Below are 24,158 nucleotides of genomic sequence, written 5' to 3'. Positions count from 1 at the left end.
GGCACGGGCAACGACCTCGCCCTGGAGCTGAACTACGCGACCAAGGCCGACGGCGCCTACCCGATCACCCTGGTCACGTACGAGATCGTCTGCGACAAGGGCAACAAGTCGGACACCCCCGCCGCCAGTACCGCCAGTACCGCCGACACCACGAGCACCGCGTTCGTGCCCTGGGCCAGGGCGTGCGGTGAGGTGCCCGTCGAGGTGGAGACCGCGATCATCAGGGAGACGCCCGCCGCCGAACCGATGTAGCGGGCCGTGTTGTTGGCGCCCGAGCCCATCGCGGCGCGGGTCGGCGGAACCGACTCGACCGCGAGCAGGGGCAGCGCCGCGTTGAGCAGGCCGCTGCCGATGCCGGAGACGAGCAGGCCGGGGAGGAGCCGGGTCCAGTGGCCCGAGCCGGCCGCGCCCAGCATGGTGAGCACGGCCGCCGCATGCAGCAGGAAACCGGCCGCCAGCTGAAGGCGCGGGGAGACCCGGCCCGCCAGGCGCCGGGCCTGGAGCGCGACCGCGAACGACGTCCCGGACCAGACAGCGAAGAGCCCGGCCGTACCCATCGCACTCACGCCCATCGTGTGCTGGACGAGCGTCGGCACGTAACTGAAGAGCGCGATGACCGACAGCCCGGTGAACAGTCCCCCGGCCGCCGACGCCAGGAAGAGCGGGCGGCGCAGCAGCGACAGGTCGAGCATCGGGCTCGCGCCGCGGCGCTCCAGGACGACGAAGGCGGCCAGGAGCACGGCGGCCGACAACAGCAGGACGGCGACGGGCACGCGCAGCCAGCCGTCGCGGCCCAGCGTCAGCGCGGCCAGGAGGGAGACGAGGGCGAGGCCGAGGGTGAGCGCGCCGAGCAGGTCGGGCCGGCCCTCGCGGGGCGAGCGGGACTCGGCCAGGGCCCGCGGCGCGACCGCCCCCACCAGCAGCGCGGCCGCGCCCAGCACCCCGTACGCCCAGCGCCAGTCCGCGAGCTGGGCGATGCCGCCCGCCACGACCGGACCGAGCGCGATGCCCCCGCTGACGCACGCGCCCCACACCCCGGTGGCCCGCACCCGGCCCGCCGGCGTCGGGAAGGCGTGCACCAGCAGGCCCAGGCTCGCCGCCAGGATCGCGGCGGACGCGGCGCCCTGCGCGATCCGGGCCAGCGTGAACAGCAGGGTGTCGGTGGCCAGCGCCCCGAGCGCGGTGGTGACGCCGAGGGCGAGCGTGCCGAGGACGAACGCGCGCCGCCGCCCGTAGTCGTCCGCGAGGCTGCCCGCCACCAGCAGCAGCGCGGCGAGGCCGAGCGGGGTGCCGTTGAGCAGCCAGGCCTGCGCGGACAGGCCCGTGTGCAGGGACGCGGCCGTGTCGGCGAGCGTGATCATCGGTGCGGTGTACGTCATCAGGGCCACGGCCGTCGTGACGCTCGTGACGGCGAGGGTGGCGGCCGGGCGGAGCGGGGCGGAGGGCGCGGACTCCGTCGCGGGCGGGGCGGGGGCGCGTACGTCGGGCTGAGACATGGGTGACCCGTCCAGTCGTGATTCGTAGGTTCAGTGAATGAACTTAGCGAGCGGATCGACCGTAGCATGGTCGGTTCGTTCATTGAATCGACAGAAGGGGTGCGGTTACTGTGAGGGCATGGCTCTCGGCAAGGACTACGCGTCACAGGAGTGCTCGGTCGCCCGCGCGCTGGAGATCGTCGGCGAGCGCTGGACGCTCCTCGTCGTCCGCGACGCCCTCTACGGCGTGCGGCGCTACAACGACTTCCTGGTCCACCTGGGCATCCCGCGCGCCGTCCTCGCCGCCCGGCTGCAGGCGCTCACCGAGGCGGGCGTCCTGGAGAAGCGGCGCTACCAGGAGTCCCCGCCGCGCGACGAGTACCTCGTCACCCCGCTCGGCCGCGACCTGTGGCCGGTGCTGCGCGCGCTCGGCGTGTGGGGGCGCAGCCTGCCCGGGGCCGAGCCGATGCGGGAGTTCCGGCACGCGCCGTGCGGCACCGACCTCGGGCTCACGGGGGAGTGCACGACCTGCGGCATCGGGTCCGTGCCGCTGGAGGACGTCGAGATGCTGCCGGGTGCCGGGCTCGACCCGGACCCGGCCGACCCGGTGAGCCGGGTGCTGGCACAACCCAGGCGTCTGCTTCAGCCCGTCGTCACCGAGCCTGTATAACTGGCAGGAACGTGTACGCATACGCGTACGGCATGTACGCATACGCGCACGAACGCGCGTACTAACAGGACGACCGGTACGACCCGGATGACCAGGGCGACCGGTACGACCCGGAGACCACCAGGAGAGGAGGCGGCACCGTGACGACTACTCTGCGGCCCGCCGCGCTGCTCCTGTTCCTCCTCGTCCAGAGCGTCCTGATGGACACCGGCAGCCTCGCCGGCGCCGTCGCCCTCGCCGCGACCGCCGCCGCCGGATCCGCGCTCGTGGCCTGCTCCGTGCTCGCCGCGCGCAGCGCCCCGCGCGTGCCGCCGACACGGGTGCGCACCGCCATCCGCGACCGTGAACAACGCACGGCCTTCCTGCCGCAGCGCGACCCCGACGCGTCGGGGCGCCGCAGGCCCCGGGCGCCCGGCCGTCCCGTCCCGACGGCCTGCTGACCGAGCCCTCGTTCCCCGCGGGCCCGCACCCGCAGTCCGTCACGCCGAGAACCTGTCACGTTTTCCTGCATCCCGCCGCCGTCCCGCCGCGCTGATCGTCGGCCCGGCCGGAGGCCCGGGGGTCGTCCCCCCAAGATGCAGTCGGCACGACGAGACCCCCGGAGGGCTCACCCATGTCGTCGATCTTCACGTCGTTCCTGTCCGCCTTCGCGTCCCTGGTCGGGCATCTGGCGGACCTGCTCCAGCCGCTCTTCCACGCCTCGGCGACGGCCGCGGCGATCATCCTGTTCACCGCGTTCGTCCGGCTCCTCGTCCACCCGCTCTCCCGGGCCGCCGCCCGCGGCCAGCGCGAGCGGATGAAGCTGCAGCCGCGCATCGCCGAATTGCGCAAGAAGCACAAGAAGAACCCGGAGGCACTGCAGAAGGCGATCATGGAACTGCACCGGGAGGAGAAGGTCTCGCCACTGTCGGGCTGCTTCCCGATGCTGTTCCAGATGCCGGCGTTCTTCCTGCTTTACCACGTGTTCTCCAGCCGCAGCATCGGTGGCGACCCCAACGCCCTGCTCGGGCACACCCTCGGCGCGGCCCCGCTCGGCGACCGGTTCGCCCACGCGCTCGCGCACGGCGGGCTCTTCGGGGCGCAGGGCCTGGTCTACGTGGCGCTGTTCGCGCTCGTCGCCGGCGTCGCGACCTTCAACTACCGCCGCACCAAGCGTCAGATGGCGCTCTCCGCGGCCGCACGGCCGGCCGACGAGCAGCAGTCGCAGATGCCCGGCATGGGCGCGATGACCAAGTTCATGCCGCTGATGTCGTTCATGACGCTGTTCACGGTCGGCGTGGTGCCGCTCGCCGCCGCGCTGTACGTCGTCACGTCCACGACGTGGAGCGCGATCGAGCGTGCCGTCCTGTACCGGGACATGCCGTACGCGGGCGCGCTCGCCGCCCCCGCGGTGTAGCCGGAGCGCTGGTTACGGTCCAGTCCGTGAACGAGGTATTGCGGACTGGACGTTGACCTTGGAGGATCGACCAGACCTCCGATGGCTGCATGCCGCACCGGGCCTTGGAGGCTTCTCCTAGATCAGAGGGAGTCACCTAGATGAAGCTGCTGCGAGTCGGTCCCGCCGGGTCCGAGCGTCCCGCGCTCCTGGATGCCGAGGGGACCCTGCGCGACCTGTCGGGTCTGGCCACGGACATCGACGGGGCGCTCCTGTCGGACGCCGCCGCCCTGGACCGGATCCGGGCCGCGGCCGCCTCCGGAGAGCTGCCCGCCCTTGATGCGTCGGGGCTGCGGGTGGGTCCGCCGGTGGCCCGGATCGGCAAGGTCGTGTGCATCGGCCTGAACTACCACGACCACGCCCGCGAGACCGGCGCCGAGCCGCCCGCCGAGCCCGTCGTCTTCTTCAAGGCGGCGGACACGGTGGTCGGCCCGCACGACACGGTGCTGGTGCCGCGGGGCTCCACCAAGACCGACTGGGAGGTGGAGCTGGCCGTGGTCATCGGACGTACGGTCCGCTACGCCGCCTCGCACGAGGAGGCGCTCGCGGGCGTCGCCGGGTACGCGGTCGCCCACGACGTCTCCGAGCGCGAGTTCCAGATCGAGCGCGGCGGCACCTGGGACAAGGGCAAGAACTGCGAGACGTTCAACCCGCTGGGTCCCTGGCTGGTGACCGCCGACGAGGTCGCGGACCCGCAGAACCTCGCCCTCAAGCTCTGGGTCAACGGCGAACTCAAGCAGGACGGCACCACGGCCGAGCAGATCTTCCCGGTCGCGGAAGTCGTCCGCTACGTCAGCCAGTTCATGACCCTCTACCCCGGCGACATCATCAACACCGGCACCCCGGCCGGCGTCGCCATGGGCCACCCCGAACCGAAGCCGTACCTGCGCGCCGGTGACGTGGTGGAACTGGAGATCGAGGGCCTCGGCCGACAGCGCCAGGAGCTCAAGGACGCGTAGCGGCACTGCCGGGTGCGGACACCTCCGGCCGCGTGCCGTTCGGGGGTGCTCCGCGCGTGTCATTGCGGCCGGGCGGTGATCTTTTCCCATAGTGCGCCTATGCGAGACATCCGAACCCGGCTCCGCGCGGCCCGCCTGCCCGCCACCGTCACCGCCACGGCGGTCCTCGTCGTCGGCGCCGCCGTGACGCCCGCGCACGCCGACCCGCTGCCCGGCGGGCTCGGGCCCTGCAGGGGGAGCAACTGCCCCGACACGTACCCGGACCCGAACAACGGCACCCCGACCGGCCGCGACAACAACATCAACGTCTTCGTCGGCGGGAACATGCAGGTGCGCCGCTCCGCCGCCGAGGCCGAGGGCAAGGTCGTCGTCCTCGGCGACTTCGACCAGGACAAGGACGCGGGCGTCTCGCAGCTCTACAACGTCGGAGTCGCGGGCGTCGGCTCCCGGGTGCCGCCCGACGACGGCACCGACTTCCTCACCGTCGGCGGCGACGTGACCGTCGGCGCAGGGGAGCGGGTCGTCGTCGAGGACGCCGATGCCAGCGGCGTCCTGCGCTACGGAGGCGCTCTCTCCGGCACCGTCGAGACGCAGGCGGTCCACGACGCCGACGCGACCGCGCCCTACACCGCGCTGCGTCAGCAGCTCACCGACGCCAGCACGTGCTACGCCTACGTCGACGGCGGGCATCGCACCGCGACCGGCACCGCCGTCAACGACGGCGGCACCACCGTCTTCACCGGCGACGGCAGCTCGGCCCTCCAGATCTTCGACGTCGACTTCGACCTGGTCAGCACCAGCGGGGGCCAGGAGGGCTACCGCTTCGAGAACATTCCCTCCGGTGCCACCGTCCTCGTCAACGTCTACGGGGACGCCCGCGAGATCAACACGTACGAGGCGCTGCTCCCCGACGAGGTGCGCACCAGGCTGCTGTGGAACTTCCCCGACGCCACGGACGTGACGCTGGCCGGTACCGCCCAGTTCGCCGGGAGCGTGTTGGTGGGCAACCAGGCCAGTACGACGACGGTGACCATGTCGGGCTTCAACGGCCGGTTCTACACGACCGGTTCACTTGTGCACACGTCGTCGGCCACGGGCGGCGGTGGCCAGGAGTTCCACGCCTACCCCTTCGACGGGGACCTGCCCACGTGCGACGAGGACAACTCGACCCCCACGCCGACGCCGACTCCCACGCCCACTCCCACGGACTCCCCGAGCCCGACGCCCACCCCGACGCCCACCCCGACCCCGACCCCGACACCTTCGCCTTCGCCTTCGCCGAGCCCCTCCGACAGCGGAGGAACGAACGGCGGGACGAGCGGTGGCACAGACGGCGGGACCAGCGGGGGGAGCGCCGGGGGCGGCACCGACGGCGGGGGCTCGGGCGGTGAGCTCGCCGAGACCGGATCCGGCGAGGGCTCCGCCGTGCTCGGGGCGATCGCCGCGGCCACCCTGGCGGCGGGCGCGGCGATCGTCACCGTGACGCGCAGGCGGCGGCGCGGCCTCAGCGGCCGGAGGTGAACGTCTCCAGCGCCTCCACCACCAGCGCGTGGTCCTCCACCTGAGGCAGGCCGGAGACCACGACCACGCCCACCACGCCCGCTCCCCGCACGGCGATCGGGAACGCCCCGCCGTGGGCCGCGTACGTGTCGGGGTCCAGCCGCGAGGACTCCTCGAACGTCGTGCCCTTGGCGCGGTAGCGGCTGCCGACCAGGTAGGACGAGACGTGCCAGCGCTCGACCACGCGGCGTTTGCGGGCGATCCACGCGTCGTTGTCCGGGGTGGACCCGGGCAGCGCCGCGTGGAAGAGCTGCTGGCCGCCGCGGGTGATGTCGATGGCGACCGGTGCCTGCCGCTCGCGGGCCAGCCCGACCAGCAGGGTGCCGAGCCGCCACGCGTCGTCGTACGTGAAGGAGTCCAGGACCAGGCGCTTCTCCTGGGCCTCGAGATCCTCGATGGTCGGGGCGCTCACAGGGACACCACCACACCGTCGCGGGCCGAGCGGCGGGCCGCCTCCAGGACGTCGAGGGCGTCGGCGGCCTGCGTGGCGGGCACCGGGTTCGGGGCGCCGTCGCGCAGGGCCGCGGCCACGGCGGCGTAGTACGCGGGGTAGTCGCCGTCGACCGTGGGCCGCGGACGGCCGCCGCCGGTCGCCGGGGACTCCCCGGAGCCGACCCGGCCCCACATCGACTCGCACTCCACCCCCCACGGCTCGCCCGCCCTGGGGCGCTTGCCCTCGCGCAGGGCCGCCTCCTGGGGGTCGAGGCCGTACTTCACGTAGCCCGCCTGCGAGCCGAGGACGCGGAAGCGCGGGCCGAGCTGGGCCGTGGTCGAGGAGACGTACAGGTGCGAGCGCACCCCGTTCTCGTGGGTGATCGCGATGAACGTGTCGTCGTCGGCCTGGGCGCCCGCGCGCCGCACGTCCGACTCGGCGTAGACCGAGACGGCCCGGCCGAACAGGACCAGGGCCTGGTCGACGACGTGGCTGCCGAGGTCGTAGAGCAGACCGCCGATCTCCTCCGGGTTCCCGGACTCGCGCCAGCCGCCCTTGAGCTGCGGCCGCCAGCGCTCGAAGCGCGACTCGAAGCGGTAGACGCCGCCCAGCTCGCCGCCGTCGAGCAGGGCCTTGAGGGTGAGGAAGTCGTTGTCCCAGCGGCGGTTCTGGAAGACCGACAGCAGCAGGCCGCGCTCCTCGGCGAGCGCCGCGAGCTCGCGGGCCTCGGCCGCCGTGCCCGCCACCGGCTTGTCGACGACGACCGGAAGGCCGGCCTTGAGCGCGGCCGTCGCGAGCGGTACGTGCGTCTTGTTCGGGGACGCGATGACGATCAGGTCGAGTTCGCCGGCGCGCTCCCACAGGTCGTCGGGGGACGCCACGAAGCGCAGCCCCGCACCGAACTCGGCGGTGGCCTGCGCCTGCCGTTCGGGGTTGGAGGTGACGACCGTGTCGAGGGCCAGGCCCTCGGTCGCCGCGATCAGGGGGGCGTGGAAGACGGAGCCCGCGAGGCCGTAGCCGATCAGACCCACGCGAAGGGGAGAACTCGTACCAGTCATGCCTCCACTTAAACAACGCTGTTGCCAAAGTGCAAGCGGGAGGGACAATGGCACCGTGAACACGCATGTCGCGCATGCCCAGCATGCAAAGCCCACCGCGGGCGTGAACCTCGCCGCCCTGCGCGGGCACAACGCCGCGCTCGTGCTCGACCTGCTGCGCACCGCGGGGGAGGAGGGGATCAGCCGGCTCGAACTCGCCGAGCGCACCGGCCTCACCCCGCAGGCGGTCAGCAAGATCACCGCACGGCTCCGGGGCGAGGGGCTCGTCGTCGAGGCGGGCCGCCGGGCCTCCACGGGCGGCAAGCCGCGCACGGTGCTGCGGCTCGTCGCGGACGCTGGGTACGCGATCGGCCTGCACCTGGACCGTGATGAACTCCACGCCGTGCTCACCGATCTGTCGGGGGCGGTCGTCGCGAGCCGGCGCGCCCCGCTGGATCTGGGCGCGGGCGCCGAGGCGGTGCTCGCCGCCGTGGCCTGCGAGGTGGACCAGCTGCTCGGCGGCGAGAACGACGCGCACGGCGAGGGCGGTGACGGCGGCGGCCAGGCCCTCGGCATCGGGGTCGCCGTGCCAGGACCGCTCGACCACGCCGACGGGGTGCTGCACCGGGTGACGGGCTTCCCGCAGTGGGACGGGTTCCCGCTGCGGGACGCGCTCGCCGAGCGGCTCGGACTGCCGGTCGTCGTCGACAAGGACACCAACGCCGCCGCGCTCGGCCTCGCCCTGAGCGGCGGCGCGGCCCCCACGCCGTCCTTCGCCTATCTGCACCTGGGCACCGGGCTCGGCGCCGGGCTCGTCCTGGGCGGTGCCCTCTACCGCGGGGCGCGGACCGGGGCGGGCGAATTCGGCCACCAGGTCATCCAGCTGGACGGCCCGGAGTGCGACTGCGGCAACCGCGGCTGCATCGAGGCGCTGTGCCTGGCCGCGGTCGCCCGGGGCACTGACAGCGGCCTGGACGAGGCCGCGCGCGTCCTCGGCGAGGGCGCGGGGAACCTGGTGAGCCTGCTCGACATCGACGCCGTCCTGCTCGGCGGGCGGACCGTCGCCGCGGCCGAGGACCGGTTCGTGCGCGGCGTCGGGGCCGTCGTCGAGGCGCGGGCGCGGCGCGGGGGCGGCGGCCGGGCGATACCGGTGCGCGGCGCGCCCGGCGGCGACACCCTCGTCGTCGAAGGGGCCGCGCAGCTGATCCTCGCGCCGCTCTTCGGGCGCGGGAACGTCGCCTCTCCCGTCGGCTCGCCCGTCACTTTTCCCGTCCATCAGAAGTGACGGAAGGCGGCTGATAGGGGGAATTGGGTGATCTTCGGGCCGCGCGGGGCCGTGTCGCGACAGCGCGGCCGCACGCGCGTGGCAGGGTGCTGGGCCACGACCGTTCCCTCGGGGAGCTGCCGCGGCGGGCGGGTCCGTTCCTCCTCGACAGCGCCCAAGTCCGCGACCAGCAAAGGCCCTGCATGCGACTGCGCCGCCCGATCGCCCTCGGTATCGCCGCGACCGCCGCCGCCCTGGCCCCCGCGGGTCCTCTCGCGGCAGCGGCGGACAGCGGTCTCCCGCAGGGCGTGACGGCGCAGGCCGGCCCGAGGGCCGCCGGGGGAGCCATGGACAGGAGCGCTGCCGGCGCAGCCACAGCGCGCCGTGAACCCTCCTGCGACGCGGCCGCCGACGGCGACGACTTCCCGGTCCGCGCCCGCATCCGCAAGGGCCCCACCGCCTACCACCCCGGCGGCGGCTACCGGGACTGGTCGATCGACCTCACCAACACCGCCGACGTGAGCTGCGGGAACATCCACCCCGTGCTCGTACTGGCCGATCCGCGGCGCACACTGCGGCCGCGTCAGATCCAGCTGGAGTTCCTCGACGGGGCGCGCTGGCGGCCCGTGCCCTTCGAGCGGACCGACGAGGGCGAGAACATCGGCGTCTTCGACGACGGCTTCCCCGGCGTCGCGGTCGGCTCCGGCGACACGGTGACCGTCAGGGTCAGGCTCGCCTTCACCTCCGACACGCCCCCCGGCCGGGTCGTCGCCGACGCCGCGCTCGTGCAGCGCAGGGGCGACGACGGCGACTGGGTGGGCGAGTCCGACGACTACGCGTTCGCGATCGTCGCGGACGGCGAGAGCCCGTCCTTCGCCGACGAGCTCGCCAAGACCGGTCCGGGCGCCTCGGCGCTCGGCCTGGGGGCCGTCGCCGGCGCCCTCCTCCTCGCCGGCGGCGCCCTCGTGGCGGGAAGCCGGCGCCTGCGCCTCAAGGGGCGCTGACCCCGGCCGTTTCCCGCCGGCGCACCCCGGCCGCCACCCCGGGCGTTCACCCACGTCTGCGACCATCCCCGCGTGGACCACCCGAACTACCCGCACGCCCAGGCACCCGGCGCCCCCGTGCGCGACGGCATCCCCGAACACGGCCGGATCCCCAAGTACTACGCCGTCAAGGCCCAACTCGGCGCGTTGATAGCCGAGTTGGCGGAGGGGGAGGCGCTGCCGACCGAGCGTGACCTCGCCGTGCGCTACGGTGTGGCGCGCGAGACCGTCCGTCAGGCGCTGCGCGACCTGCTGCTCGAAGGACGGCTGCGGCGCCGCGGCCGAGGCACCGTCGTCGCGGGCCCCAAACTGGAACAGCCCCTCTCCCTGGCCTCGTACACCGAGGGCGTGCGCCGCCAGGGCAGGCGCCCCGGGCGCACCCTGATCGGCCTCGACCGCTTCCCGTGTCCGCCCGCGCTCGCCGCGGAGATCGGCCTGGAGCGCGGCGCGGACGTCTGGCACATGGAGCGCGTGCTGCTCGCCGACGACGAGCGCGTCGGCCTGGAGTCCACCTATGTCTCCGTGGCCCGGATCCCGCGCCTCGACCGGGACTTCGACCCCGACTCGTCCTTCTACTCGTACGTCCATGAGCGCCTCGGCATCGACTTCGGCTCCGCCGACGAACGCATCGAGACGGTGCTCGCGACCCCGCGCGAGGCGCTGCTCATCGGGACGCCGCCCGCGCTGCCGATGCTGCTGATCCACCGGATCTCGTACGACACCGGGGGCCGGCCCACCGAACGCGTGCGGACGCTCTACCGCGGCGACCGGTTCTCGTTCACCACACGTCTGGGCTGAGATCCCCGGACCCCGATCGACGCAGAACGATAACGAGAACGTAACGGGTCTAGGCCAACCTTGGGGGCCCGTTCACTGTCCCGTTGCCGGGCGGACCGGCGCGGGACACCCGTCTTCAGGAGCGTGGGCGTCGTGAGAGCAGCGCAACACAAGGGAGTTGAGGCCTGATGGGTGAGGGCCGCAGCGGCATCCGGTTCGACCGGGTCTCTGTCGCGTACGGCGGGAACACCGTGCTCGACGCGCTGGAGCTGACCGTCGAGCCCGGTGAGGTGCTGGCCCTGCTCGGGCCCTCCGGATCCGGCAAGACCACCGCCCTGCGCGCGGTCGCCGGGTTCGTGCGGCCCGCCGCCGGGCGGGTGTTCATCGGGGAGCGCGACGTCACCGACCTGCCGCCGCACCGGCGCGGGATCGGCATGGTCGTGCAGCAGTACGCGCTCTTCCCGCACCTGCGGGTCGCCGACAACGTCGCCTTCGGGATGCGGGCGCAGAAGGTGCCGAAGAGCGAGATCCCGGGGCGCGTCACCGAGGCCCTCGAACTCACCGGCATGGCGGCCTACGCCCAGCGCTACCCCCGCGAACTCTCCGGCGGGCAGCAGCAGCGCGTCGCCATCGCGCGGGCGCTCGCCATCCGGCCCGGGGTGCTGCTGCTCGACGAGCCGCTCTCCGCGCTCGACGCGCGGCTGCGCTCCGAGATGCTCGCCGAACTGGCGCGGCTGCACCGGGAGTTGCCGGACGTGTCGATCCTGTACGTCACCCATGACCAGGTCGAGGCGCTGACGCTGGCCGACCGGATCGCGGTGATGGACAAGGCGCGGTTGCAGGACGTCGGCACGCCGCAGGAGCTGTACCGCAGGCCGCGCACCGAGTTCACCGCGTCGTTCGTCGGCGGGGCCAACCTGCTGCCCGTGCGCGTCGGTTCGGGGTCGGTCTCGCTCGGCGACGCCGAGCTGAAGGTCGCCACGGACGGGGTCGCGGCCGGGGCCTCGGCCACGCTGTGCGTGCGGCCGCATCGTGTCGGGCTCGGGGACGGGCCCAACGCGCTCAGCGGGACCGTGGCCGAGGTGCAGTGGCGGGGGGCCACGCATCGGCTGTACGTCGATGTGGACGGCGGCCAGGTCAAGGCGGATCTGCGGGAGCTGCGGGAGCCGCCGACGCTCGGGGAGACGGTGACGGTGCACTTCTCGCCGGAGGACGCGGTGTTGCTCCGCGCGGGGGTCGGCGATGGCTGAGCCGACCTCGGGCCTGCTGAAAAGTGACCCGGCGCCGGGGACTGTGCCCGCCCTTACCCGTCCCCCACAGCCTGAAGGGCGTGGCGGGACCCCCGGGAGGGACGCCCGCCCACAGCGGCGGACACAGCGGGTGATGTGGGCGCTGCCGCCCGTTCTCGCCCTCGGCGTCGTGTTCCTCTACCCCCTCTTTCTCGTCGTTCAGCAGTCCCTCCGGCCCGACACCGGCGGGACCTCCCTGCAGCCCTACGCCGACGTCTTCTCGTCGTCCGCCTTCCGGGAAGCCCTCTGGACCACCGTGTGGCTCGCCGTCGGGGCGACCGTCGGGTGTCTCGTGCTGGGGTTCGTGCTCGCGCTGGTCGTGGCGTTCGTGCCGTTCCCGGGGGCGCGGGCCGTCGCGCGGTTCATCGACGTGTTCCTGTCCTTCCCGTCGTTCCTCATCACGCTCGCGCTGCTCTTCGTGTACGGGCAGGTGGGCATGGCCAACGGGCTGTGGACGGACGTGACGGGCGCCGCCACCGGGCCCTTCCAGTTCCTGACCACGCCGTGGGGCGTGCTGCTCGCCGAGATCACGTACTTCACGCCGTTCGTGATGCGGCCGCTGCTCGCCGCCTTCTCGCAGGTCGAGACCGCGCAGCTGGAGGTCGCCGGGTCGCTGGGCGCGGGACCCGCGCGCATCGTGCGGCAGGTGATCCTGCCCGAGGCGCTGCCCGCGCTCGCGGCCGGCGGCAGCCTGGTGCTCGTCCTGTGCCTCAACGAGTTCGGGATCGTGCTCTTCACCGGCGCCAAGGGCGTCACCACGCTCCCGATGCTCGTGTACAGCAAGGCGATCCTGGAGTCCGACTATCCCGGCGCGTGCGTCGTCGCCGTCGTCAACGTCCTGATATCCGTGGGCCTATACGGCCTCTACCGGGTGGTGAGCCGTCGTGCTGGTGCATAGCCGCAAGGGCAGGTGGGCCACCTGGGCCGTCTTCTTCGCGCTGGTCGCGCCGCTCTTCGCGCTGCCGCTGCTCGTGATCGTCGCCGCCTCGTTCGCCACGAACTGGTCCGGGGTTCTTCCCTCCGGCTTCACCGGCGGCCACTACAAGGCCGCGACCAGCGGCGACTCCCTCACCGCTCTCACCACCAGCCTGGTCACCGCCGTCACGGCGAGCCTGCTCGCGCTGGTCGTCGGCGGCTGGGCCGCGCTCGCGGCCGCCGCACTGAGCAAGCGCGGGCGCCGGGCCATGGACGCCCTGTTCATGCTGCCCGTCGCGGTGCCGTCCGTCGTCGTCGGACTCGCCGTCCTCGTGGCCTTCAGCAAGCCGCCGATGCTGCTCAACGGCACCCGCTGGATCGTCATCGTCGCGCACACGATCCTGGTCACCGCGTTCGCCTACCAGTCGGTCTCGGCGGCCGTCGTGCGGCTCGACCCGGCCTACGAACAGGCGGCGGCGTCGCTCGGGGCGCGCCCCGCCCACGTCCTGTGGAAGGTGAAGCTGCCCCTGCTGCTGCCGTCCCTCAACGCGGCCGCCGGACTCTGCTTCGCCCTGTCCATGGGGGAGTTGAGCGCCACGATGATGCTCTACCCGCCGGACTGGATGCCGCTGCCGGTGCAGATCTACGCGATCACCGATCGCGGCTCCCTGTTCACCGGCTCCGCGATCGCGGTGGTCCTGATGGCGACGACCCTGCTCGTGCTGCTCGTCATGTCCCGGATCCGCACCAAGGCCTCGTACCGCTGACCACCCCTCCACCTGCTGTCCTTGCTACGGGAGTGCACTTCGCCATGCGCAGAAACATCCTCACCGCGGCCGCCGCCACCGCCGGCTGCCTCACCCTCGCCGCCGGACTGACCGCCTGCGGCGGCAGCTCCGCCGCCTCCGACGCGAAGGTCGTCACCGTCTACAGCGCCGACGGCCTCAAGGGCGAGAACGGCGACGGCTGGTACGACCAGGTCTTCAAGGACTTCACCAAGAAGACCGGCATCAAAGTCAAGTACGTGGAGGGCGGCTCCGGCGAGATGGTGCAGCGCGCCGTCCGCGAGAAGTCCAACACACAGGCCGATGTGCTCGTGACGCTGCCGCCGTTCATCCAACAGGCCGACGGCAAGGGCCTGCTGGCGACGTACACGCCCGAGGGCGCCGACCAGGTCGACGGCGCCGACAAGGCCGCCGACGGCACCTGGACCTCCGTCGTCAACAACTACTTCGGCTTCGTCTACAACAAGAAGGAGCTGAAGACGCCGCCCGCCACCTGGGAGGAACTGCTCGACGGCGCGTACAAGAACAAGCTGCAGTACTCCACCCCGGGCGTCGCGGGTGACGGCACCGCCGTCGTCGTCAAGGCCATGCACGACTTCGGCGGCAAGCAGGCCGCCATGGACTACCTCAAGAAGCTCCAGGCCAACAACGTCGGCCCGTCCGCCTCCACCGGCAAGCTCGCCCCCAAGGTCGACAAGGGCGAACTCCTCGTCGCCAACGGCGATGTGCAGATGAACTACGCCCAGTCCAAGACCATGCCCCACCTCGGCATCTGGTTCCCGAAGGCGACCGGCGGCAAGCCCACCTCCTTCGCGCTCCCGTACGCGGCCGGGCTCGTCAAGAACGCCCCGCACACCGCCAACGGCAAGAAGCTCCTCGACTACCTGCTCTCCGTGAAGGCGCAGCAGGAGGTCAGCTCCGTCGGCGGCGGCTTCTCGGCCCGCAAGGACGTCAAGGCCACCGACGAGAACGCCATCGCCCTGGCCCGGATCATGGACGGCGTCGAGATCTTCGAGCCGGACTGGAACGACATCGACAAGAATCTCCAGAGCTATGTGGAGGACTGGAAGTCCGCGACCGGCAGCTGACCCGGCGCCGATCATCGGCTTAGGCTGAGAGCCGTCGGCACAGTGTCGTCCGGCGCCCCTTTCAGCACAGATCCACCGCGGACCGCAGGAGTGCACCCCATGGCAGAGCGCAAGCCCATCGAATCGTGGCTCACCGACATGGACGGGGTGCTCATCCACGAAGGGGTGCCGATCCCCGGCGCCGACTCCTTCATCAAGAAGCTCCGCGACTCCGGCAAGCCCTTCCTGGTGCTGACCAACAACTCGATCTACACCGCCCGCGACCTCCAGGCCCGCCTCACCCGCATGGGCCTGGAGGTGCCGGTCGACAACATCTGGACCTCCGCCCTGGCCACCGCCAAGTTCCTGGAGTCCCAGCGGCCCGGCGGCACCGCCTACGTCATCGGCGAGGCAGGACTCACCACCGCCCTGCACGACATCGGCTACGTCCTCACCGACCACGACCCCGACTACGTCGTCCTCGGCGAGACCCGCACCTACTCCTTCGAGGCCATGACCAAGGCCGTCCGCCTCATCAACGACGGCGCCCGGTTCATCTGCACCAACCCCGACGAGACCGGCCCCTCCACCGAGGGCCCGCTGCCCGCCACCGGCGCCGTCGCCGCCCTGATCACCAAGGCCACCGGCAAGCAGCCGTACTTCGCGGGCAAGCCGAACCCGCTGATGATGCGCACCGGCCTCAACGCCATCGGGGCGCACTCCGAGACCAGCGCCATGATCGGCGACCGGATGGACACCGATGTGCTGGCCGGCCTGGAGGCCGGGATGCAGACCTTCCTGGTGCGCACCGGTCTGACCAGTGACGCGGACATCGCGAAGTACCCGTTCACCCCGTCGCACGTCGTCGACTCCATCGCCGACCTCGTCGACCTGGTCTGATCCGGGTCCCGCACCCCGCGTGACCTACGCCCGGCGGCTCTCCGGATGCGGAAAGCCGCCGGGCGCGTGAATCTGCCAGTGACAGGAGGTTCACGATGCGTACTGGTCTGCTCGCTCTGAGTGCCGCAGGTGCGGCCGCCGCCCTGGTGGTCATGCCGGTCACCACCGCCCGTGCGGAAGGCGGCGGATCCATCACCGTCACCCCGTACGGCGTGCCGCCCGGCACCCAGGTGGACCTGCGGGTCTCCGGCTGTGACGGGAAGACCGGGCAGGCCTCCTCGCAGGCGTTCGTGTCGACCGTGGCCCTCGCGCCCTCCGCCGACCAGCCGACGCTCTTCGCCGAGGCCCGCGTCAAGTCGTCCGCCGCCCCCGGCACGTACAACATCCTCGTGGTCTGCCCGGGCCACGACATCGTCTCCGCGATCCGCGGCACCGTCCGCGTCCTCGGCGGCAGCCACACCGTCGCGCCGACACCGGTCGCGCCCGTGCACGCCGGGGGCGGCGGCGCCGCGGAGCAGCTCGCCGCCGCGCACACCGCCCCGGCCGCCGCGGCCGCCGACGGCCCCGGCACCCGGCACGCCGTGATCGGCCTGGTGCTCGCCGCGGTCGCCGCCGTCGCCGTGGCGTTCCGCAGCGTCCGGCGCCGCCGGTCCGCCCGCCAGTGAGACCCCGGTGAGCAAGCACCCGGGGTCGGGGCGGCTGATCACGGGCCTCGCCTGGGCCGTGCTCCTGCTCGGCCTGTGGCTGTGGGGCCGCGACGCCACCGACGTCTCCCTGTCCGGGCCCACCACCGGGGACGCCGCCGCCGTCGGCCGCCCCTTCGGCGTCGACCTGCCCGCGCCCCACCGGCCCGTCAAAGCGGCGAAACCGCAGCGCCTCGACGTCGCCGCGCTGCGCATCCAGGCCCCCGTCGTCGCCCGCGGCCTGGACGGCGGCGGCGCCGTCGACCCGCCGCCGTACGACCAGGCCGGCGTCGTCGGCTGGTACGGGGCCGGCACCGAACCGGGGGAGCGGGGCACCGCCCTGTTCGTCGGCCACGTCGACACACAGACCAGGCCCGCCGTCTTCTACCACCTCAGCGAGTCGAAGCCGGGCGACACGGTGAAGGTGATGCGCGACGACGGTTCCGTCGCCGAGTTCACCGTCGACGACGTACGGGTCTACGAGCGCAAGCACTTCGACGCCGCCAGGGCCTATGGCCCGCACGACCCGTCCCGCGCCGAACTGCGCCTGATCACCTGCGGCGGCACCTTCGACAAGGCGTCCCGCACCTACACGGCGAACGTCGTCGTCTCCGCGTACCTCTCGGGCATCGAGCAGCCTGCGGCGAAGCAGGGCTGAGACGGCGGATGCACCTGCCCGACCAGCGGCCCGCTCCCCCCGGAGCCGCCGGCCGGGCCGGTCCTCGACCGCGCGCGCAGCGGGCTGCGGGAGTAACCCGGCGTCGGCGCGGGAGGCTTGAAGGACACCTTCCCCCGAAGGGGAAACCTTCCCGGTCCTGAGAGGCCGAGGTCTGGGGCCACCGGAACCGACTCTAGAACGGAAGCGCCACGCAGCCTAGGGGGCGTTTGACGCCAAGTACGAGGATGGTGGCGCTGCGTGGTAACCGCAGCTCAGGGCCGGTTCTCAGGCGCGATCCGGCCGGTCCGGGCGCAATCGCGCTTCGGGCAGCGTGCGCAGCACGACGGCGCGGGCGACCTGATCCAACGGCAGCCGGTTCTTGCGCGCGTACTGCCGTAACGTGTCGAACGCCCTGTCCGGCGTGGTCCTCCAGCGTTCGGCGAGCATGCCCTTTGCCTGTTCGATCCGCACACGGCTGGCAAGTGCTCCTTGCAGCTGCCCCGCCAGCTCCCTGTACTGGGAGTAAGTGCGGTGATTGAGCAGTCCCACGGTCGTTGCGTCGGCAAGAATCTGTGCGATAGCCAACTCCCCGTTCTGTGGCGGAGGTTCGGACGCGTAGACGCTGAGGGCGCCGAGCAGTGTCTCGTGCCGCAGCAGCGGAACCGCATAGACCGAGGCGATGCCGAACCGGCGGGCGGCCGCCGCGAACTGGGGCCAGCGCACCGCGGCCTCCCCCGACGTCACGGCGACGGCGCGCACCGGCATCCCGGACTCCAGACTCTCGCGTACGGGGCCCGACTCCTGTTCCCACTCCATCAACTCGCGTACGGACTGCTGCTGTTGGGCGTCATGGATCACGGGTCCCACCCGGCCGTCGCCCTCCAGGAGCGTGACTCCAGCGCTTCGCGCCCCGAGGATCTCCACGCAGCCGTCGGCCAGTCGGCCCAGCTGCCGTACGGGGTCGAAGTCGCCGATGAGGGTGTCCGCGAACTCCACCAGGACGGCGGCGAGCCTCAGTTCACGGGACTCCTGCGCCATGTGTTGTGCCCCTTCCGCCCCACAGAGGAGACCCCTCCGCCTGGGGGCGCCTACCCGTCTCCCGCGTGCTGTAACAGGTCTTTGACAAGCGCCGTCCGGCCTCGTGACCCGGTCGGCACGTATGTCACGATTGAGAGCCAGACAGTGCACCCAAGGGGGAGTGGATGTACCGGAAACTGAGGACCGGAGCGGTCGCCGTGGGGGCGGCGCTGCTCGTGACGGCGGTGTCGTCGTGCTCCTCCGGCGGAGACAAGAACGGCAGTGAGACGCCTCCTCCCGTGAAGCAGCAGCCGAAGAACAGCGACCCGTTCTGGGTCAACCCGGACAGCAAGGCCGCGGAGGCCGTGTCCGCGCTCGAAAAGGCGGGCAAGGACGACGAGGCGAAGGCGGTCCGCAAGATCGCCGAGCAGCCCAGCGGCGAGTGGATCCTGCCGGAGAACGCACAGTCGCAGGCCCGTGGTTACACGGAGGCCGCCCAGCAGGCGGACCGGGACGCGCTGCTCGTCATCTACAACATCCCGCACCGCGACTGCGGCAACTACTCGCAGGGCGGCGCCGCCGACGGCGACGCGTACCGGGCGTTCATCGACCAGGTCGCCGCGGGGATCCAGGACCGTCCCGCGACGGTGATCCTTGAGCCCGACGCGGTGCAGCACATGGTGGACAACTGCACGCCGCAGCAGTTCCACGAGGAGCGCTACGACCTGCTGCGCGGCGCCATCGCCAAGTTCAAGTCGCTGAAGGACACCCGGGTCTACCTGGACGCGGGCAACCCGGGCTGGGGCAAGCCCGACCAGATCGCCCCTGCGCTCCAGCAGTCCGGCATCGACCAGGCCGACGGCTTCTCGGTGAACGTGTCGAACTTCTACTCCACCGAGGACTCCGTCGCGTACGGCAAGGACCTCTCGTCGAAGGTCGGCAACAAGCCGTTCGTCATCGACACCAGCCGCAACGGCAACGGCCCCTACACGAGCGGCAATCCCGACGAGCGCTGGTGCAACCCGCCGGGCCGCGCCCTCGGCGAGGCGCCGACCACCAAGACCGGCGACCCGCTGGTGAAGGCGTATCTGTGGGTCAAGCGCCCCGGCGAGTCCGACGGCACGTGCAAGGGCGGCCCCAAGGCCGGCGCCTGGTGGGGGGCGTACGCGGTGAAGCTCGCCAACGCCAGCAAGTAGCAGGCCCGTTGACGCACCGAGGGGCGCGGGGAAAACTCCCCGCGCCCCTCCTTGTACGTGGTGTGCCCCTACGGCACGTGCACCCACTTCGCCCGGCTGGGCGTGCCCTGATCGTCCGTCACGAACAGCATGTACCAGCCCGATTCGACCAGCGCCTTGTTCTTCGGCACCGTCACGGTGACCGAGTCCGTGGACTTCTTCAGATCGAGCGCGATCGACGTCTGGTCCACGTCCGTCACGTGCGTGGACGCGCTCGGCCTGATCAGCCGCGCCGTCTTGATGGACGAGGCGTGGTCCGTCTTGTACGTCGCCGAGGCGCCGCGCGCGACGGTCTTGTCGCCGCCGTCCAGGGTCGGGCGCGAGTCCCGGTACAGATACGGCGGCGTGTAGATCTCCAGGCGCTGCTCGAACACGCCCGGCTTGGTGTTGGCCTTGTCCGCGTAGAGCGAGTCCGAACCGAAGAACAGCACCCGGCCGTCGGGCAGCAGCAGCGAACCCGAGTGGTAGTTGCGGCCCACCTCCGGGTCGGCGACCCGCTTGAAGGTGTTGGACTTCGTGTCGTACAGACGCGCCTGGAGGATGTTGGAGTCACCGCGGCCGCGGTAGTCCTCGGAGCCGCCCGAGACCAGGATCGAGTCGTCGGGCAGGATCGAGGCCTGCGGGTAGCGGGTGCCCTTCTCCAGCGTCGGACCGTCCACGAAGGACGGGTTCTTGTCCTTCAGGTCGACGATCCGCGTCTTGTTGCTGGACAGCTTGGACTCGCCGACGCCGCCACCGCCGACCACCATGTACTTCTGGTTCTGCGCGGGCGGCAGCTCGACCGTGTTGGCCGTCTCCATCATGTTGGAGTCCGAAAGCCCGGGAATCTTCTGGAACTTGTTGGTGTCGAGGTCCCAAATGCCAGGCTTGCGGCCGACGTTGTCGGGCCCGTACCCGGCGTTCGCGCCCGAGTAGAAGATCTTGCCGTTCTCCATCTGGAACAGCGCCGGGTACGTCGGGAACTGGCGGACGTCCTTCGTCAGATACGTCCACTTCTTCGTCTTCGGGTCGTACACCTCGTTCTTGCCGGGCACCAGCTGCCCGATCTCGTCGAGGCCGGAGACGGAGAGCACCTTGCCGTCCGAGAGCGTGGTCAGCGTGGGGTACCAGCGCGCCTCGTTCATCGGGTCGACCTTGATGTACTTCTCGGCGACCGGGTCGAACTCGTAGGAGTCCCTGATCCCCTGGAAGTCCTTCTTGTCGAGCGCCAGCTTCTGCGCGATGCCGTACACATTGCGCGCGTCGGCGCCGGACAGGCCCTGCACCCGGTAGTTGTCCTGGGTGCCGGTCTCGTACTTCGTACCGGAGCGCTGCGCCTCGACGTAGACCCGGCCGAGCCCCGGGTCGTTGCGCAGGAACTTCCCCGTCGCCGGGTCGAAGACCTTCTTGGCGCGCGGCACGACGATGTTGTCCTTGGCGACGAACGTCTTGCCGTTCTCCTTGCCGGTGAACTTCGTGCCGGCCTTGATGGTCTTCGGGGCGTCCGGGTCCTCGTTGTGGACGATCATCAGGCCGCCGGCCTTGGTGACGTCACCCTTCAGCTTCTCGTAGCGCTTGGTGCCGCCAGCGATCAGCAGATTGCCGTTCGCCAGCTGGGTGTGGCCCGTGCAGAACAGGTCGCTCGGCGTGGGGATCTTCTTGATGGTCCCCTTCACCGGGTCGTAGATCCGGGTGTCGAACTTCTTCGCGTCGAAGTTCTTCTGGTTGTTGCCCGACCCGGCCACCAGCAGGATCTTGCCGGTGTGCAGCAGTGCGGCGTGGATCGTGTTCTGCCGGTACTCCTTGGGGAAATCGATGATGTCCCAGTGCCCGTTGTCGGCCTTGTACTCGGGTCTGTTGATTTTGTACTCGTGGTACTTGGCCGATCCGAAGCGATACAGCCAGGGGCCGTTCATCCCGGCGAGCGCCAGTACCACCACCGTGCCGATGGCTATGCGCCGGGCACGGCGGCGGCTCGCACCGTCTTTCACTTGTTACGTCCCCCCAGGGAGATCTGCATGGTCTGGTCGTTGCCCCCGCCGGACTCGGGGTTGCCCTCGCCACGCACCGCGGCGGCCCAACTGGGCTTCTGCTGCGGCACGCCGTGCGGCTGCTGCGCCGGGCGCGGCTGGTCGGCGGGCGGCTCGGCGGCCGGCGGCTTCGGCGTCTTCTTGTCCTGCCGCAGCATGTAGCGCCAGGCGAACATCGGCAGCGCGGTGATCAGCAGCGCGAACGTGGCCCAGGTGATCATCGCCGGGTGCGCGTGCCCGAAGACGAAGCCCGCCGTGATCGAGGCGCCGAAGATGACGATGAAGTACCAGTGGTAGCGGAAGGTGCCGAACCATCGGTCGGGGCTGGCCGAGTCGCCCTTGGGCGTCACGACGAACTTGCTCTTGCGGCGCAGCAGCGAGTCGACGAGCGCCTTCGCGTACAGCGGCGCCGACAGCGCGGACATCACCATGCCGGCCACACCGCCGGAGCCCTCCGGCTCGTGCGGCGAGACGTTGTGCCGGCGGTTCCAGATGTACAGGCCGATCTGCAGCGCCGACGCGTTGCCGTACAGCATCAGCCAGACCGTCGGGTCGATGTTCACACCCGAGGCGCCCAGGCCCAGGAACAGCGCACAGCTCAGCGCGGCCAGAATCCAGTTCATGGCGGCCATCGGGTAGAAGATGATCATCATCGTGTAGTTGAAGAGCTTGCTCGGCGGGAGCGTGAAGAAGCCCTTCCAGTACTGCTTGAGGATCGTCTCGTACGTACCGCGCGACCACCGCATCTGCTGCGTGAAGAAGTCGGTCCAGGCGCTCGGGCCCTCGCCGACGGCCAGCACGTCCGGCGTGTAGACGGAGCGCCACTTCTTGCCCGTCGCCGGGTTCTTCGCGCGGTGGATCTCGAAGCCGGTCGCCATGTCCTCCGTGATGGAGTCGTACAGGCCGCCGATCTGCTTGAGCGCCTTGATCCGGACGGCGTTCGACGTGCCGACGAACATCGGCGCGCCGTACCGGTTGCCCGCACGCTGGATGAGCGCGTGGAAGAGGAACTGCTGGGACTCGGCGGCCTTGGTGACGAAGTTGTCGTAGTTGCCGTACACCTGCGGGCCGATCACGAACCCGACGTTCGGGTCGCGGAAGAAGCCGAGCATCCGCTCCAGGTAGTTGGGCAGCGGCACGTGGTCGGTGTCGACCGAGGCGAAGTAGTCGTAGTCGTCGCCGTGCGCGTCCAGCCACGCGTTGTAGTTGCCGTGCTTGGTCTTGGCGCGGTGCGGGCCCTTGGCCTGGTTCCACTTCGCAACTCCCTTGCGGGAGAAGTGGTGCACGCCGAGCCGCTCGCAGACCTCCTTGACGGCCGGGTCGTCCCCCTCGTCGAGCAGCCAGATGTGCAGGAGCCCCCGGTGGCGCAGCTTGACCGCGGCCTCCAGCGTCTTCGTCACCATGTCGAGCGGCTCCTTGCCGGGCACGAACGAGGTGAGGAAGGCGACTCTCGTGCCGGTCTCGGGCACGACCGGGATCGGGTCGCGGGCGACCAGCGTGGCGTGGGCGTTCGACAGCACGTTCATGCAGCGGAAGAACTCGATCAGGCCGATCGAGACGAGCATGACGATGTCGAGCGCCGGCAGGAAGTCGTACTTCGGGTAGTCGCGCTCGGTCCAGTGCTCGGGCTGCAGCAGCCAGAAGAGCAGCACGAGCGAGAGCAGCGGAGCCGCACCCAGCATCAGCGCCGCACGGATCCGGTGCGGCTCCTGCGAGAGCAGCGAGCGGTACTGCACCGTGTACGGCTTGTTCGGGTCGGGCTGGGTGAGGGGCCCTGCGAGCCGGCTGTAGTGCTCGTAGTCGTACCGGGGCAGTGTCTTCTTGATGCGTTTGAAGCCGCCGGTGCGGTGCGGCGGCACCCGCAGCTGGGTCGTCTGAGACGGGTCGAAGCCCCCGCGGGCGCCCGTCGGCGTCGACGTCATGTTGAGTCATCCCCCCGCACGCGAGTCACCGCGTGGTCGTCGGTCCTCCGCCCGTGTCCGGTCCCCCTCGACCTTTCACCGGCGTATCAGTGGCTGGCCACCGTCCCACCCTCTCTAAGACTGGAACGACAACCTTCCGGTTGCATGATGCCCCCCTCGACATCGCTTCATGAACGGGGCCCCCGTCCCCGCGCCCTGAGCAACCGGATCGTGCCGTACTCCCGCCGAATGCGGCCGCGGTGCTCCCTCCAACTGCCGTGCACCGTAAGCCTCATTGGAGCCAATGGCTCCAGAATAGGGTGCTGCGCCCCGCGTCATGATCGCAAGGGCGATACGGAGCGAAACACGGTGTTTACCGGTCTTGCTGTGGGGTTGCTGTCAATCGGTTACGGATGTTCCCGAAGTGATCACGTATCGCCCGCTCCGCCCGGATCGCCTCGCCCGAGCGCACCGCGTCGAGGATCTCGCGATGCTGACGGCACGTCACCATCGGGTCCTGCGGCAGGTCCACGAGATCGGTGCGCACCCGGTGGAACGCCTCCCAGAAGGCGTCCAGGACCTCGCCGAGCAGCGGATTGGCCACACCGCGGTACAGGGTGGCGTGAAACGCGCGGTCGGTGGCCGCGGCGACGGCCCCGTCCGGAAACTCGACGCTCTCGTGGGGCGGATGGAGAAGGTGGCCGCCGCTGACGCCGAGCGGTTCCATCAGTTCGGGTTCGTGGGCAGCGATGCGCCGGGCGGCAGCCGCCGCTCGACGATCAGCCGCTTGATCCGCTCTTGAAGGTCGCGCTGCGCCATGCCCTCACGGTAGCGCTCCGCTCCTCGACCCGATCTACCGCGCCCCGCACCGCCTGAAGCCGGTTCCCGGAGCCTTGGCCAATCCGCCGCCGGTCGGCTGCCGCGCCGCCTTGGGCAATCTGCCGCCTGGGGCTTTCCCGCCCCGGCCGGCTGCCGCGCCGCCTTGGGCAATCTGCCGCCTGGGGCCTTCCCGCCCCGGCCGGCTGCCGCGCCGCCTTGGGCAATCT

At 71.2% G+C, this 24,158-nt stretch carries 22 protein-coding genes and 1 pseudogene; 16 read left to right on the top strand and 7 right to left on the bottom strand.

Features of this window, described 5'->3' with window-relative positions; all coding sequences use genetic code 11:
- Positions 1–56: 56 nt before the first annotated feature.
- Entirely contained in the window at positions 57–1,496 is a 1,440-nt protein-coding gene (locus J3486_RS23970) for an MFS transporter (protein ID WP_207823544.1), read from the bottom strand.
- A 118-nt stretch (positions 1,497–1,614) separates the two neighbouring features.
- On the opposite strand from J3486_RS23970, the gene J3486_RS23965 reads away from it, so the two are divergent.
- The 5 genes from J3486_RS23965 (at position 1,615) to J3486_RS23945 (ending at position 6,060) form a co-directional block, all read left to right on the top strand.
- Positions 1,615–2,145, top strand: a complete 531-nt coding sequence (locus J3486_RS23965) for a helix-turn-helix domain-containing protein (protein WP_207823543.1) — start codon at positions 1,615–1,617, stop codon at positions 2,143–2,145.
- Between the two features lie 200 nt (positions 2,146–2,345).
- Positions 2,346–2,585 carry a DUF6412 domain-containing protein gene (locus J3486_RS23960; protein WP_229378510.1) on the top strand — a complete coding sequence of 80 codons (240 nt, stop codon included), beginning with the start codon at positions 2,346–2,348 and terminating at the stop codon, positions 2,583–2,585.
- A gap of 173 nt (positions 2,586–2,758) precedes the next feature.
- Positions 2,759–3,541 carry a YidC/Oxa1 family membrane protein insertase gene (locus J3486_RS23955; protein WP_207823541.1) on the top strand — a complete coding sequence of 261 codons (783 nt, stop codon included), beginning with the start codon at positions 2,759–2,761 and terminating at the stop codon, positions 3,539–3,541.
- A 140-nt stretch (positions 3,542–3,681) separates the two neighbouring features.
- Positions 3,682–4,539, top strand: coding sequence for a fumarylacetoacetate hydrolase family protein (locus J3486_RS23950; RefSeq protein WP_207823540.1), 858 nt, complete (start codon positions 3,682–3,684; stop codon positions 4,537–4,539).
- A 99-nt stretch (positions 4,540–4,638) separates the two neighbouring features.
- Positions 4,639–6,060: a choice-of-anchor A family protein gene (locus tag J3486_RS23945; RefSeq protein ID WP_207823538.1), complete on the top strand. Its 1,422-nt coding sequence runs from the start codon at positions 4,639–4,641 to the stop codon at positions 6,058–6,060.
- On the opposite strand, the gene J3486_RS23940 is transcribed toward J3486_RS23945, so the two are convergent.
- Together J3486_RS23940 and J3486_RS23935 are read right to left on the bottom strand one after the other, a co-directional pair.
- Complete coding sequence (locus J3486_RS23940) at positions 6,044–6,511, bottom strand: heme-degrading domain-containing protein (protein WP_207823536.1); 468 nt, start codon at positions 6,509–6,511, stop codon at positions 6,044–6,046. The two genes, J3486_RS23945 and J3486_RS23940, sit on opposite strands and share 17 nt — an antisense overlap.
- Positions 6,508–7,590, bottom strand: coding sequence for a Gfo/Idh/MocA family oxidoreductase (locus tag J3486_RS23935; protein WP_207823534.1), 1,083 nt, complete (start codon positions 7,588–7,590; stop codon positions 6,508–6,510). Before J3486_RS23935 ends, J3486_RS23940 begins: the two co-directional genes overlap by 4 nt.
- Positions 7,591–7,645: 55 nt before the next feature.
- Between J3486_RS23935 and J3486_RS23930 the strand changes: the two genes are divergently transcribed.
- The 10 genes from J3486_RS23930 (at position 7,646) to J3486_RS23885 (ending at position 16,950) form a co-directional block, all read left to right on the top strand.
- The gene (locus tag J3486_RS23930; RefSeq protein WP_307804910.1) at positions 7,646–8,854 is read left to right on the top strand and encodes an ROK family transcriptional regulator; all 1,209 of its coding nucleotides are present in this window, start codon (positions 7,646–7,648) and stop codon (positions 8,852–8,854) included.
- A gap of 182 nt (positions 8,855–9,036) precedes the next feature.
- Positions 9,037–9,837 (top strand): hypothetical protein, encoded by an 801-nt coding sequence (locus J3486_RS23925; RefSeq protein WP_207823530.1) that lies wholly within the window; start codon positions 9,037–9,039, stop codon positions 9,835–9,837.
- 72 nt (positions 9,838–9,909) lie between these two features.
- Positions 9,910–10,674, top strand: a complete 765-nt coding sequence (locus tag J3486_RS23920; RefSeq protein WP_207823529.1) for a GntR family transcriptional regulator — start codon at positions 9,910–9,912, stop codon at positions 10,672–10,674.
- A gap of 167 nt (positions 10,675–10,841) precedes the next feature.
- A complete protein-coding gene (locus tag J3486_RS23915; protein WP_207823527.1) occupies positions 10,842–11,903 on the top strand; it encodes an ABC transporter ATP-binding protein in 1,062 nt (353 codons plus the stop codon).
- 133 nt (positions 11,904–12,036) lie between these two features.
- On the top strand, positions 12,037–12,840 hold the full coding sequence (locus tag J3486_RS23910) for a 2-aminoethylphosphonate ABC transporter permease subunit (RefSeq protein ID WP_207823525.1): 804 nt from the start codon (positions 12,037–12,039) through the stop codon (positions 12,838–12,840).
- The gene (locus J3486_RS23905) at positions 12,827–13,624 is read left to right on the top strand and encodes an ABC transporter permease (RefSeq protein ID WP_207823523.1); all 798 of its coding nucleotides are present in this window, start codon (positions 12,827–12,829) and stop codon (positions 13,622–13,624) included. The genes J3486_RS23910 and J3486_RS23905 overlap by 14 nt, the downstream gene beginning before the upstream one ends.
- Before the next feature lie 44 nt (positions 13,625–13,668).
- Positions 13,669–14,730, top strand: coding sequence for a 2-aminoethylphosphonate ABC transporter substrate-binding protein (locus J3486_RS23900; RefSeq protein ID WP_207823521.1), 1,062 nt, complete (start codon positions 13,669–13,671; stop codon positions 14,728–14,730).
- Positions 14,731–14,829: 99 nt separating this feature from the next.
- Positions 14,830–15,609 carry an HAD-IIA family hydrolase gene (locus J3486_RS23895; protein WP_207823518.1) on the top strand — a complete coding sequence of 260 codons (780 nt, stop codon included), beginning with the start codon at positions 14,830–14,832 and terminating at the stop codon, positions 15,607–15,609.
- A 95-nt stretch (positions 15,610–15,704) separates the two neighbouring features.
- The gene (locus tag J3486_RS23890; protein WP_207823516.1) at positions 15,705–16,274 is read left to right on the top strand and encodes a hypothetical protein; all 570 of its coding nucleotides are present in this window, start codon (positions 15,705–15,707) and stop codon (positions 16,272–16,274) included.
- Between the two features lie 7 nt (positions 16,275–16,281).
- Positions 16,282–16,950 (top strand): class F sortase, encoded by a 669-nt coding sequence (locus tag J3486_RS23885; protein ID WP_207823514.1) that lies wholly within the window; start codon positions 16,282–16,284, stop codon positions 16,948–16,950.
- Positions 16,951–17,235: 285 nt separating this feature from the next.
- On the opposite strand, the gene J3486_RS23880 is transcribed toward J3486_RS23885, so the two are convergent.
- Positions 17,236–17,988 (bottom strand): ANTAR domain-containing protein, encoded by a 753-nt coding sequence (locus tag J3486_RS23880; RefSeq protein ID WP_207823511.1) that lies wholly within the window; start codon positions 17,986–17,988, stop codon positions 17,236–17,238.
- 164 nt (positions 17,989–18,152) lie between these two features.
- On the opposite strand from J3486_RS23880, the gene J3486_RS23875 reads away from it, so the two are divergent.
- Positions 18,153–19,163 (top strand): glycoside hydrolase family 6 protein, encoded by a 1,011-nt coding sequence (locus tag J3486_RS23875; RefSeq protein WP_207823508.1) that lies wholly within the window; start codon positions 18,153–18,155, stop codon positions 19,161–19,163.
- A 68-nt stretch (positions 19,164–19,231) separates the two neighbouring features.
- On the opposite strand, the gene J3486_RS23870 is transcribed toward J3486_RS23875, so the two are convergent.
- From J3486_RS23870 to J3486_RS23860, 3 genes and pseudogenes are all read right to left on the bottom strand, one after another.
- A complete protein-coding gene (locus J3486_RS23870; RefSeq protein ID WP_207823506.1) occupies positions 19,232–21,172 on the bottom strand; it encodes a kelch motif-containing protein in 1,941 nt (646 codons plus the stop codon).
- The gene (locus J3486_RS23865) at positions 21,169–23,133 is read right to left on the bottom strand and encodes a glycosyltransferase family 2 protein (protein ID WP_207823504.1); all 1,965 of its coding nucleotides are present in this window, start codon (positions 23,131–23,133) and stop codon (positions 21,169–21,171) included. The genes J3486_RS23870 and J3486_RS23865 overlap by 4 nt, the downstream gene beginning before the upstream one ends.
- A 352-nt stretch (positions 23,134–23,485) precedes the next feature.
- Positions 23,486–23,931 (bottom strand): annotated as a pseudogene (locus tag J3486_RS23860) (FadR/GntR family transcriptional regulator).
- Positions 23,932–24,158: the final 227 nt, after the last annotated feature.

The sequence above is a fragment of the Streptomyces sp. VRA16 Mangrove soil genome (assembly GCF_017377775.1).
Classification (GTDB): Bacteria; Actinomycetota; Actinomycetes; order Streptomycetales; family Streptomycetaceae; genus Streptomyces.
This window is presented reverse-complemented; position numbering and strand designations above follow the sequence as displayed.

Bases quoted from the DNA above. Each gene is read 5' to 3' on its own strand.
- J3486_RS23970 (WP_207823544.1), bottom strand. From the start codon at position 1,496: ATGTCTCAGCCCGACGTACGCGCCCCCGCCCCGCCCGCGACGGAGTCC.
- J3486_RS23965 (WP_207823543.1), top strand. From the start codon at position 1,615: ATGGCTCTCGGCAAGGACTACGCGTCACAGGAGTGCTCGGTCGCCCGC.
- J3486_RS23960 (WP_229378510.1), top strand. From the start codon at position 2,346: ATGGACACCGGCAGCCTCGCCGGCGCCGTCGCCCTCGCCGCGACCGCC.
- J3486_RS23955 (WP_207823541.1), top strand. From the start codon at position 2,759: ATGTCGTCGATCTTCACGTCGTTCCTGTCCGCCTTCGCGTCCCTGGTC.
- J3486_RS23950 (WP_207823540.1), top strand. From the start codon at position 3,682: ATGAAGCTGCTGCGAGTCGGTCCCGCCGGGTCCGAGCGTCCCGCGCTC.
- J3486_RS23945 (WP_207823538.1), top strand. From the start codon at position 4,639: ATGCGAGACATCCGAACCCGGCTCCGCGCGGCCCGCCTGCCCGCCACC.
- J3486_RS23935 (WP_207823534.1), bottom strand. From the start codon at position 7,590: ATGACTGGTACGAGTTCTCCCCTTCGCGTGGGTCTGATCGGCTACGGC.
- J3486_RS23925 (WP_207823530.1), top strand. From the start codon at position 9,037: ATGCGACTGCGCCGCCCGATCGCCCTCGGTATCGCCGCGACCGCCGCC.
- J3486_RS23915 (WP_207823527.1), top strand. From the start codon at position 10,842: ATGGGTGAGGGCCGCAGCGGCATCCGGTTCGACCGGGTCTCTGTCGCG.
- J3486_RS23910 (WP_207823525.1), top strand. From the start codon at position 12,037: ATGTGGGCGCTGCCGCCCGTTCTCGCCCTCGGCGTCGTGTTCCTCTAC.
- J3486_RS23900 (WP_207823521.1), top strand. From the start codon at position 13,669: ATGCGCAGAAACATCCTCACCGCGGCCGCCGCCACCGCCGGCTGCCTC.
- J3486_RS23895 (WP_207823518.1), top strand. From the start codon at position 14,830: ATGGCAGAGCGCAAGCCCATCGAATCGTGGCTCACCGACATGGACGGG.
- J3486_RS23890 (WP_207823516.1), top strand. From the start codon at position 15,705: ATGCGTACTGGTCTGCTCGCTCTGAGTGCCGCAGGTGCGGCCGCCGCC.
- J3486_RS23880 (WP_207823511.1), bottom strand. From the start codon at position 17,988: ATGGCGCAGGAGTCCCGTGAACTGAGGCTCGCCGCCGTCCTGGTGGAG.
- J3486_RS23875 (WP_207823508.1), top strand. From the start codon at position 18,153: ATGTACCGGAAACTGAGGACCGGAGCGGTCGCCGTGGGGGCGGCGCTG.
- J3486_RS23865 (WP_207823504.1), bottom strand. From the start codon at position 23,133: ATGACGTCGACGCCGACGGGCGCCCGCGGGGGCTTCGACCCGTCTCAG.